This is a genomic window from Glutamicibacter protophormiae, assembly GCF_016894325.1.
In the GTDB taxonomy this organism is placed as follows: Bacteria; Actinomycetota; Actinomycetes; order Actinomycetales; family Micrococcaceae; genus Glutamicibacter; species Glutamicibacter protophormiae.
In genome coordinates, this window is the sequence record NZ_CP069806.1 from 2,397,509 (window position 1) to 2,408,830 (window position 11,322).

The following is an 11,322-nucleotide window of genomic DNA, read 5'->3' on the forward strand; positions in this document are numbered from 1 at the left end:
TAGTCAATTATTGCATCATCGCGGAGTGAAACGCAAATCGGGCGTTCGTGCCAGTTGAACTATCCGTTGTTCCCGTCGGTTGGGGCAGGCGATTCAGTTCCCTGTTCGCTGCCCTGGTCCTGGGCTGGATTCTCGGGTTCCTTTGGAGTGCCATTAATCGCGGCATCGGCCTCGATGGCCTTCTGCAGCGCGGCTTCCAGGTCCTTCTGCGACTTGCCATAGGCGGCGAAGTCGTTCTTGGCCAAGGCTTCTTGACCGGCCTTGATCGCCGCATTGGCGGCGTTCAGTGCGTCAGAAAGCTTCTGGGAGTCGGTCTGCGTCGGCTTCGAACCGTTGTCGCCCTCACTCGGCTTCTCGCCAGCGTTGGCGCCGCTTTCACCGGTCACCGCACCCGAGTCGCCGCCAAAGACCTGGTCAAGGGCTTCGGTGAGCGTATCGGCAAATCCAACCTGGTCGCCGAAGGCCACCAGCACCTTGCGCAATGTCGGGTAGCTTGTAGCACCCGAGGACTGGACATAGACAGGCTGGACATAGAGGATACCGCCACCAACAGGCAGCGACAGCAGGTTGCCGTTCTTCACTTCCGAAGCACCCTGGCGAAGCAGGTTAAGCTCCTGGGTCACCCGTGTATTCGTATCGAAGTTCTGCTGTGCCTGGCCGGGGCCCGGCACGGCGGTGTCGGTCGGCAGCTCCAAGAGTCTGAGCTTGCCGTAGTCCTCGGATTTGGTTCCCGCTGCGGTTCCCGCATCCGCGTTCGCCGAGAGGAATCCGAACAGCACGTTGCGCTGCTGGCCGCTGGCCGAGCTTGCAGGGATGAAGGTCGAGGTCAACGAGAACGCAGCTTCATCCTGCGTCGGCATCTTCAGCGACATGTAGTACGGAGGCTGCTTGACCTTTGCGTTGGCGGTGGTCGGGTCATCCGGGACTGCCCATGCGTCATTCGCCTCGTAGAACGTACCTGGATCATCCACGTGGTACGTCGACAAGACTTCGCGCTGCACCTTGAACATGTCCTCGGGGTAGCGCACATGCTCCATCAGTTGTGCCGACATGTCCGTCATCGGCTGGATGGTGTTCGGGAAGATGCTCTGCCAGGACTTCAGCAGCGGATCTTCGTCATCCCAGGCGTACAGCTTGACCGAGCCATCGTAGGCATCGACGGTAGCCTTGACCGAGTTGCGCAGGTAGTTCACGCGTCCGTTGAGCGCGTCGATGTCCTGGGCGTTGGTCAGGGAATCCGTGACCGCGGAGGACAGCTGCTGCTGCTGCGAGTACGGGAAGTTGTTCGACGTGGTGTAGCCGTCGATGATCCACTGCACGCGGCCGTCGACGATCGCCGGGTAGGCGTTCGAATCCAGGGTCAGGTACGGGGCAACCTTGCTGACGCGCTCGCGTGGATCGCGGTCGTAGAGGATCTGCGAATCGGCGTTTACGTCCTGCGAAAGCAGCAGGTCGGTCGAGGCGAATTTCAGCGAGTAGACGATGCGGTTGAACATGTTGCCCACGTTCGGGCCGCCGTTGCCGGTGAAGGTGTAGCGGGTGTCCTGGGCGTCGCCGCTGGCGCTCGGGCGGTCCAGCTCGCGGTCGTCCCAGCCCTCCTCCGGGCCGCCGACGATCGAGTACTGCGGCGAATTCTCGCCGAAGTAGATGCGCGGCTCGTAGTCCTTGTCGCTGGCCAAATCGCCGTTGGTAGGGATGCCGCCGAGCATGAAGTCCGGACGGCCGCCGGCGGCAACGCGGTTGCCGTAGGCGGCAACCAGGCCGTAGCCGTGGGTGTAGGAGATGTGCTGGTTCACCCAGGTGTCGGTCGGCGAAACGTTGACTTCGCGGGCCGCGATCACGGTGTCCTCGACCTTGCCGTTGACCTTGTAGCGGTCCACGTTGAGGGTTTCGGCGAAGGTGTAGTAACCGCGGAACTGCTGCAGCTGCGCGAAGGCGGCCGAGACCAGGTTGGGATCAAGCAGGCGGATGTTCGCGGTCGTCGAGGTTTCCTTGGCCAACGCGTTCTTCTCGGTGGTCACGGTCGCGTCGTACTGGGTGACCTCGATGTCGTCCAGACCGTAGGCCTGTCGTGTCATCTCGATGTTGCGTTCGATGTACGGGCTTTCCAGCGCACGCTGGGAAGGCACAACCTGGAACTGCTGCACCATGTACGGGTACACGCCGCTGGCCACGATCATGGTGATCACCAGCATTGCGGTACCGATCAGCGGCAGGCGCCAGCGGCCGGTGATTGCGGCGATCACGAAGGTGATGGCAATCAGCACGGCGACGATCGCCAGGATCATCTGCGCAGGGATGACTGCATGCACGTCGCGGTACAGCGCACCGGCCACGCGGCCGGACTGGTCGGTCAGGGTCTCGTACTGGCCAATCCAGAAGTTCACTGCTTGAAGCAGCAGGAAGACTGCCACCACAATGGCGGTGTGCACGCGGGCTGCCTTGCCAATGGTGATGCCGCCGCGCTCTTCAACACGGATGCCGCCGTAGAGGTAGTGGGTCAGCAAGCCGGCCACACCGCTGAGCAGCACTACCGAGATCAGGAATCCGGTGACCAGTGCGATGAATGGCAGCGAGAACATGAAGAAGGACAGATCCATGTTGAACTGCGGATCGGTGCTCCCCCACGGGGTGCGGTTGAGGAACAGCAGGATGGTCTTCCACTGTCCGGCTACCGCCACGGCGGCGAAGATGCCGACCACCAGCGGAATGCCGATCATCAGGAAGCGGCGAACCGGCTCCAGCTGGGTCTGGTAGCGCGACATCGAGTCCGCACGGCCGCCGTCGGGTGCGTAGACCGGACGGTGCTTGTAGGCGCTGCGCATGGAGAACCACATCGGAACAGCCATGAGAACCAGGGCGATCAGGAAGATCACCAGCTTGGCAATGCGCTCGGTCCAATAGACCTCGGAGAAGCCCAGCTGGTTGAACCACAGGATATCTGCGTAGAAATTGGACAGGAAAACGAACACCGCGACCAAGATGACCACCGCGAAGATGGTCAGGGTCAGCGGAGACACCTTCTTGCCCGAGGGCCTGGACGGTTGCTGCGGTTGGCGGGGCCGCGGTGGGCCCCCGGACGGTGTATCCGATCCGTATGACACTATTTATTCCTTACCTTGTGTCCCCGACGCTGGTTTCGCGTCAGAACTCATGTACCTAATTCACGTGCGAGCGATTACGCACCAGTCTTGCTGTCTGCACCACATTCTTCCCGTGTTGCGCAGCTAAATCTATTCGCAGGTCGTCATGCTGGCCGGGTCCGCGCCGCTGGCCACCTTTTCAAGGACTTCGCGTGCTTCGTGCAGCGTCGATACCTTGACAACGTTTAATCCGTCGGGGACTCTCCCGACGACTTCCGGACAGTTCTCCGCCGGAGCCAGGAACTCCGTTGCCCCTTCCTTCTTGGCGGAGACCATTTTCTGGGCGATGCCGCCGATGGGCCCGACGTTTCCGGCCTGGTCGATGCTGCCCGTTCCGGACACGTGGTGGTCCCCTGCCAGAGAACCCTCGGTGAGGCGGTCGATGATCGCCAGTGCGAACATCATGCCGGCGCTCGGCCCGCCGATGTTCTCGACGCCGAACTTCACGTCGATCGGGAAATCGTGGGTGGTGTTCAGCAGCACGCCCAATTGCCGGTTTCCGGTCTCGCCGAGCGTGGTGGAAACTTCCACGTCCAGCTGCTTGGCTGCTGCCTTGCCGCCGGGCCGCTGGATAGTCATCGTCGCCGGCGCATCACCATGCTCGTCGAGATCCGCCTTCAGCTGTTCGAGCGACGTGATCTCCTTGCCCTCGTACTTCAGCAACCGGTCGCCTTCCTTGAGGACTGCCTTGTTTGCATCGGTGGCGAACCCTGCGACATCCAGCCACGTCTTGAAGTCGTAGCCCAGCTCGGTTAGCGCCGCGGCCACCGACTGGTCCTGCGAGGAAACCATCTGCATGTCGTTCTGCTCCGACTGCTCATCGGTGCTCACGCCGCGCGGGATGACGGTTTCCTCCGGGGCGATGTCTTTTGTCGGGTTGAACAGCGCTTCCAGCACCACCGGGATGGTCACGCGATTGGATCCGCCGCCCTGGACGAACACGGTCAGCATGTCCAGCGTGCTCTCGGATTCGTAGGACTTGGCGCCCTCGATGGTGATCAGTTCGGTGCCATCGACTTCGCCGAGCGTATTGAGCACCGGGCCTGGCGAACGGATCACGAAGTTCGTGGGCAGGAACATCATCACGCCGATGAGCAGCAGGGCGATCATTCCGGCGCTGGTGCGCTGCACTCGCGAGAAACCCCTGCCAGGCGCACCGGTAGGAGCCGGGTCGCTGGCTGAAATGACTGGTTCCTGTTCGTACACGTACCCTGCTCCTGACGGAAAATTGGTGCAGCAATGCCGAGAGTGGCAAGGCTACTGTTAACCCTACTGAAGGCATGCTGTGAAATTCATGAGGAAGCGTTCATAATCTATGTGCCGAAAGCGAACTGGGACTATTCCGACTGCGAACTCCCAGCCGCAGGCGGTAGTTTTAACTACATGGCACAGAACCCCCCGAATAACCGCCCCGACGGTAACGACGACGAGAACAACCCGCAGGATCCGTTCTCTGCGATGTTTGGTCAGCTCTTCGGCAGCGGATTCGACCCAAATAATCTTCCACCGCAGCTGCGAGACGCCCTGGGGGCCCAGGGCGACCCGGCGGCGATGCAGAAAATGATGCAGCAGGCGCAGGCCATGATGTCAGCAATGATGAGCAGCAATGCGTCATCCGGTCCGGTGAACTGGAAGCTCGCCTCCGACACCGCCCTGCAGGCCTACGCCAGCGAAGACCCCGAGGTTTCGGTTGCACGCCAAAGCGCGATCACCGACGCGTCCTACCTGGCGGACCTGTGGCTGAACAACTCCACCGTTTTCGAAGCAGGTTCCGCCCCCATCGAGGCGTGGACCCGCAAGCGCTGGTACGACAAGACGCTGGGCACCTGGAAGAAGATCACCGAGCCGGTGGCTGAATCCGTGGCCCAGGCGATTACCAGTGCCATGAAGGACCAGATTCCCGAGGAGATGAAGGGCATGCTCGGCAACGCCGACGGCATGTTCCGCAACCTCGGCGCCAGCATGTTCGGCATGCAGCTCGGCTCCGCGCTGGGAGAACTGGCCAAGGACGTGCTTGGCGGTACCGATATCGGGTTGCCGCTGGCCGGCACGACCCCGGGCATCGTGGCAACCAACGTTTCCGCGTTCGGCGACGGCCTGGAAATTCCGGAGCAGGAAGTGCTGCTCTATGCGGTGCTGCGCGAAAGCGCCCACGCCCGCCTGTTCAACCGCGTACCCTGGCTGAGCGCCAAGCTCATCGGCGCCGTGGAGTCCTACGCCCGCGGCATCCACATCGACATGTCGCGCATCGAGGAAGCAGTTCGCGGGATCGACCCGTCGAATCCCGAAGCGCTGCAGTCCATGCTCGGCGAGGGGCTGTTCACCCCGCAGCGCACCCAGACCCAGGACAAGGCCTTGGAAAATCTGGAGCTCACCTTGGCTCTGATCGAAGGTTGGGTCGACCATGTCGTCTCCGAAGCGGCCCAGAACCTGCCGTTCGCAGGCCACCTGCGCGAGACCATGCGCCGCCGCCGCGCATCAGGCGGACCGGCGGAGTCGACGTTTGCCGCCTTGGTCGGCTTGGAACTGCGCCCGCGCAAGCTGCGTGAAGCGGCGGCCCTGTGGGAGCACCTGTTCAACGAGCGGGGAATCGACGGCCGCGACGCCGTCTGGGACCATCCAGACCTGATGCCGACCCAAGCGGACCTGAGCGATCCCGCCGGCTTCACCAAGCGCCGTGAAGAGGCCGCCGAAGAATTCGACGAATTCGACGTGGCCCTGGGCAAGTTGCTCAACGGCGAATTCGACGGCATCGACCCCGTCGCCGAAGCGCCGAAGGATGAGAACAACGACGAGGATCCGCAGGATCCCAAGGCCTAGCCTGTTCTCCGGGACCGGTAACGTGGTGCGGGCGCCGAATCTTCTCGATTCGGCGCCCGCACCATTGCTGTCCCGGCTGAAAAGCGTCGGTGCCCCGTGAAGGAACAGACTATTCGTCCTCGTCGCCGTCGAACCCGCCCGCCTCGGCCGCATCCTGTCCGGTGTCCGCTGCGTGGGCCCGGTAACCTGCGCTGAAACCGGCCAGGTACTGGTCGGCCTCGGCGCGGCGTTCAAACCTGTCCAGCAGTGCCTGGAACGTAGCGCCGTGGCCGTCCCTGGGCGCCACCAGATGCGCAAGCTCGTGCACCAGCACGAAGTCCTGCACCCACTGAGGGGTGTGCAGCAGCTTCGAGGAAAGCCGGATCGTCTTTTGAAACACGCTGGCCGACCCCCAGCGCTTGTTCTGGTTGTTGACCCAGCGCACGGAGACCGGCTGCGCCAGGCCTCCGAAATAGCGACGGTCCAACTGCTCGGCCCGGGCCGCGAGGCCCGCGTCGCTGGTCGCCTCGGCACGCTGGACACGATTGCGGCGGTACTTCTTGACCATCTCGTCGACCAGCATCCGTTCCGAGCGTTCATCCAGCGCCGCAGGCACCTGGACGACAAGCCGGTCTTCCCTCCACTGGGAGGAAATCGTCTTCCGCCGTTTGGCCGACCGCACGACGCGCACCGGAATGTCGTCCAAGGCCACGAAGTCTATGGTCTTCGGCAAGGCAGGCATGGGCGCGTTCCCTTCAGGACTGGGGCAGGCATCCGGGGACCGGATACGAGCCGCGTGGCTACGGTTCACCATAGGCCGGGGCCTCGCGGTTGTTGTGCCGCGGGCACCGGTTGTGCAAAACCTAGCCGAGGTGGTCGGAGAGCACTTCCAGCACGGCCTGGCCGTAGCGTTCCAGTTTGCTGCGGCCCACCCCGGAGATCTTGCCCAGCGCCTGCTCAGAGGTCGGCCGATGCTCCGAGATGGCCATCAGCGTCGCATCGGTGAAGATCACGAAGGCCGGAACCGAGTTCGAGCTGGCTACCTGCGAGCGCCAAGCACGCAACGCTTCGAAGAGGGCTTCGTCGTAGGTCGCCGGACAGGAGGAGCAGCGCTTGAGTTTGCGTTCCTTGGCGCTGGTGAGGAAGGAGCCGCAGGTGCTGCACACCGCCGGAGTCACCTTCTGCTCGCGGCGTTTGGCCGGGGCCTGCTGCCTGCTGCTGGCCTGGCGCACCGATTTAATGCCGTCCAGGAACCTCGAAGGGTAGCGGTGGGCACGACCGCCCGGGGTCCGGGCGAGCGACCAGGACAGGTACAAGCGGATGCGGGCACGGGTGATGCCCACGTAGAGCAGGCGGCGTTCTTCGTCGTATCCGGCCTGGTCCTTGGCATAGGTGATCGGGACCAGTCCGTCGCTCAGGCCGGCCAGGAACACCACGTCCCATTCCAGGCCCTTGGCGGCGTGGAAGGATGCCAGTGTCACGCCGTCCAGGGTCGGTGCGTGCTGGATCGCGGCGCGCTCTTCGAGCTCGCGGACCACATCATGCAGCGTCGCCTTCTCCCCCTGCGTCTTGCGGCCCTCGACGAGTTCGTCGGCCAGGCGCACCAGTGCCGAAAGCGATTCCCAGCGCTGCCTCACGGCGCCGGTGCCGCCGCTGGGCGCAGCGGCGGAATACCCGTGGGAGGAAAGCACGTCGCGGACGAGCTGCGCCACGTTCTCGTCTTGCGAAACGTTCAGCGCCGCACGCAGGGCGAGCATTCCTTCCTTGACTTCTCGTCGCGAGAAGAAGCGTTCGGCGCCGCGCATGACATACGGGATCGAATGGGCGGTCAGTGCCTGCTCGAAGGCCTGCGACTGCCCGTTGGTGCGATACAGCACCGCAACCTCTGAGATGTCCTGGCCCTGCTTGACCAGCATCTTGATCCGCTGGGCGACCTCGTCGGCTTCGTTCTCGTCATCGGTCGCCTCGAAGAATTCGGGGGCGGGCCCGTGGTCCCGCTGGGCCACGAGCTCCAGCGGCTCCGGCCAGGTGACGGTGCGGTCGGGCACCGCGGTTTCGATACGGCGGGTGGCAAGCACTTTGTTCGCCAGGGAAACGATTTCCGGGGTCGAACGGTAGTCGCGCACGAGCTTGACGATCTTCGCTTCCGGGAAGCGGGTTCCGAAGTTCAGCAGGTAGTCCGGGCGCGCCCCGGTGAAGGAATAGATGGTCTGCGATGCATCGCCGACCACGCACAGTTCGTCCCGGGCTCCAAGCCACAAGTCCAGCAACCGCTGCTGCAGCGGCGAAACGTCCTGATACTCGTCGACCACGAAATGCCGGTACTGCAGGCGCACGCTGGCCGCCACCTTTTCGTCCTCTTCCAGGATCGCGCTGGTCAGCAGCAGCACATCCTCGAAGTCGATGACGCTGCGGTCGTCCTTGAGCTCCTCGTAGGTCTGGAAGATCCGGGCCATGCTCACCGGGGCCAGGCCATTGGGCATTTCGCGGCTTTCAACGATCTTGGCGTAGCTTTCCGGGGAATGCATGGAGACCTTGGCCCATTCGACCTCGGCCGCAAGATCCCGCACCATGGCACGGTCGCTGGAAATGCGCAGCCTGCGGGCGGCCTCGGCAATCAGCGGCGCCTTGTGCTCCACCAGATTCGGCAGGGTTCCGCCGATGGACTGGGGCCAGAAATACTGCAGCTGGCGCAACGCGGCGGCATGGAAGGTGCGCGTCTGCACCCCGGCGGCGCCGAGCTGGCGCAGCCGGGTGCGCATTTCCGAGGCGGCGCGGGTGGTGAAGGTCAGGGCCAGCACACTGGTCGGATTGTAGATGCCCGAATGGACGCCGTGGGCTATGCGGTGCGTGATGGCCCGGGTTTTACCGGTGCCGGCACCGGCAAGGATGCACAGTGGTCCGCGCAGGGTTTCAGCGGCTTCCCGTTGCTCGGCATCGAGGCCGGCCAGCAGGTCGTGGATTGGAGGGTTGTCGTACGCGCTCACTATTTGGATGCCTCCGGAAGGTCCTCGCCGTACCAGGACTTGATCAATGCATGCGCGATGGATGCACCGCGGGGAATCTGCAGGCTGCCGGCGCGCAATTCCGCGCCGAGCTGTTCACGGGTGAACCAGCGCAGGTCCTGGATTTCGGCGCCATCCGGGACCAGCTCGGTGCTCAACGCTTCCCCGGTGAAGCCGAGCATGAGCGAACGGGGCAGCGGCCACGGCTGGGAGCCGCGGTAGGCGACATCCCCCACATGGACGCCGGATTCCTCGAAGATCTCGCGGCGCACCGCGGACTCCAAGGACTCGCCGGCTTCCACGAAGCCTGCCAGGACCGAATACATGTGCGTTCGGAATGTCGCATTGGCTCCGAGCAGGATGCGATCCTCGGCGTCGATGATCGCGGCGATGACCGCTGGATCGGTGCGCGGGAACAGTTCGTGGCCATTCGCCACGCAACGCTGGCCCCAGCCGAAGGTGGCGGACCGGGTTGCCGATCCGCACCGCGGGCAGAACTTTTCCGTTCGGATCCAGTTCGCGATGGCCTGGGCTTCGACAAAAAGCTCCGCTTCGATGCTGCCCAGGACGGTGAATGCCTCGCGCAGGCTGATCCACTGCTCGGGGGCGATCTGCGGGTAATGCTCGGAACTGACGATGGCCAGCACGAAGCTCTGCGCCCCATGGGATCCGAGGAACACCTGGCGGTCATCGGCCTGCGGCACGTAGGCAGGACCGTCGAGAAACAGCAGTTGGCCGCCGGTGACGGCGGCACCGGCCTCGGAGAGCAGCAGAACCCGGGTGGACGCTTCGGAGAGGGCTCGCGGCAGCTTTTCCGGATCGTCGCGTTCCGTCAAAGGTCGGTGAATCTGTGACCGGGAAAAGCTCAAACCACTAATCGGTGAACGGTAAATGTCTGCCAACGCCATACTTCTAACCTAGTGCACTTCGAGGAGACGGGAACGCGCCAGCAAGACGCTGTGGAAATAATTGACAATGATCTTCATCGCAACACCGGTATTTCGCTGGAAAACGGCGCATCTTCCGTGCGTCATTCAACGATGCCGAAAGGAATCTCGCATACGGTGGACATTGTGAAACGCACTGCCATGGAACTCGCCGCAATTGCCACCGCCGCTGTACCCGGATTGTCACCGGTGGGCTTTGCCGCGCTATCCGATGATGCAGAAGACTTCGATTCAGCCCTGATCGTCGACGCGCAGAAGCACCGCTGGCGCGTACGTTCGCCGCGCCATGACGAAGCCAGCATGAGGCTGGAAGCGGAGTTGTCGGCATTGCGCGCTTTCTCCGCGAAGGTCCGCGCTTCCCTGCCCTTCGCCCTGCCCAGCGTGGCCGGCACGGTGCGCCAGGGTTCGCTGCGCACCTTCGTCTACAAGGATCTTCCGGGCCGGGTTCCGAACTTGGACGAACTGGTGGACGAGGGCAGCCGCTTGGCGGCCGCCTTGGGACAGTGCATGGCGGCCATCCACCAGATTCCCGATGAGTCCGTGGAGATCGCCGGGCTTCCGACCTACACCGCCGACGAGGTGCGCCAGCGCAAGCTCAACGAGCTGGATACCGCAGCCGCCACCGGCAAGGTTCCCAGCCGGCTGCTGCGCCGCTGGGAGCATGCAATGGAAGACGTCTCCCTGTGGCGCTTCAACGCAGCCGTGGTGCACGGCGACTTCGACGAAGAGCAGATCCAGATTTCCCAGTCGAGCATTACCGCCGTCAAGGGCTGGACCGACCTGCATGTCGGGGACCCGGCGGACGATTTTGCGTGGCTGTCGGCCATCGAGGACCAGAACTTCAGCGAGCGCGTGTTCGCCGCCTACGTCGAGGCCCGCGGAAAATCCGCCGACCCGCACATCATGCGCCGGGCGGCGCTCGCCGCCGAGTTCGCCTTGGCCCAATGGCTGGTCAAGTCGCTGGACAGCAAGGATGCCGAACGCATCGCCGAAGCCGAGGAGATGCTCCAGGAACTGGACCGGAATATCGCCGAGTACGGCGGCCAGCCGCTGTCCGTCGTCGAAGCGCCGCGCCCGCTGGGCACCCCGGCGGCACCTGCCGCAAGCCCGGCACCGCCGGCGCCGGCAAGCGAACGCCCCGTAATGGTGCCCAAGTCTTCGGCCCCGACCGTCAATTCTTCCAAGGTCACCGCGCTGGGAGGCAACGCTTCAGCTGCTGCACCGGCGGAAGCCCCGAACGGAGCCGCCTCGAATGGCGCCGAGCCGGACCCCCAGCCCAAGGCCGGGAATCCAGCCAACGCCGCGGCCCCCGGGACCGCCGCGAAGGCCGGAGAACGCCAGGCAGGTCCCGGCGCCTCCGATCCGGCGGCGCCGGAGGAGGAATCCGCCCCCTCGGCAGAGGACGGACCCGACTCCTCCAGGTGAGCC

General features: G+C 63.9%; 7 protein-coding genes. 2 read left to right on the plus strand and 5 right to left on the minus strand.

Annotation, left to right across the window (positions count from 1 at the left end; genetic code table 11):
• Positions 1-59: 59 nt before the first annotated feature.
• On the minus strand, positions 60-3,020 hold the full coding sequence (locus JQN66_RS11135) for a UPF0182 family membrane protein (RefSeq protein WP_239463989.1): 2,961 nt from the start codon (positions 3,018-3,020) through the stop codon (positions 60-62).
• Positions 3,021-3,233: 213 nt separating this feature from the next.
• Entirely contained in the window at positions 3,234-4,349 is a 1,116-nt protein-coding gene (locus tag JQN66_RS11140; protein WP_204675000.1) for a YlbL family protein, read from the minus strand.
• A gap of 177 nt (positions 4,350-4,526) precedes the next feature.
• Between JQN66_RS11140 and JQN66_RS11145 the strand changes: the two genes are divergently transcribed.
• Positions 4,527-5,963, plus strand: coding sequence for a zinc-dependent metalloprotease (locus JQN66_RS11145; RefSeq protein WP_204675002.1), 1,437 nt, complete (start codon positions 4,527-4,529; stop codon positions 5,961-5,963).
• 109 nt (positions 5,964-6,072) lie between these two features.
• On the opposite strand, the gene JQN66_RS11150 is transcribed toward JQN66_RS11145, so the two are convergent.
• The 3 genes from JQN66_RS11150 to nudC all read right to left on the minus strand — a co-directional run bounded on the left by JQN66_RS11150 (position 6,073) and on the right by nudC (position 9,783).
• Positions 6,073-6,684 carry a M48 metallopeptidase family protein gene (locus tag JQN66_RS11150; protein WP_204675004.1) on the minus strand — a complete coding sequence of 204 codons (612 nt, stop codon included), beginning with the start codon at positions 6,682-6,684 and terminating at the stop codon, positions 6,073-6,075.
• 121 nt (positions 6,685-6,805) lie between these two features.
• Complete coding sequence (locus JQN66_RS11155) at positions 6,806-8,929, minus strand: ATP-dependent DNA helicase UvrD2 (RefSeq protein ID WP_204675006.1); 2,124 nt, start codon at positions 8,927-8,929, stop codon at positions 6,806-6,808.
• A complete protein-coding gene (gene nudC / locus JQN66_RS11160) occupies positions 8,929-9,783 on the minus strand; it encodes an NAD(+) diphosphatase (RefSeq protein ID WP_204675008.1) in 855 nt (284 codons plus the stop codon). The genes JQN66_RS11155 and nudC overlap by 1 nt, the downstream gene beginning before the upstream one ends.
• Before the next feature lie 228 nt (positions 9,784-10,011).
• Here nudC and JQN66_RS11165 point away from each other — a divergent pair, with 228 nt between their 5' ends.
• A complete protein-coding gene (locus JQN66_RS11165) occupies positions 10,012-11,319 on the plus strand; it encodes a phosphotransferase (RefSeq protein WP_239463990.1) in 1,308 nt (435 codons plus the stop codon).
• Positions 11,320-11,322 lie beyond the last annotated feature (3 nt).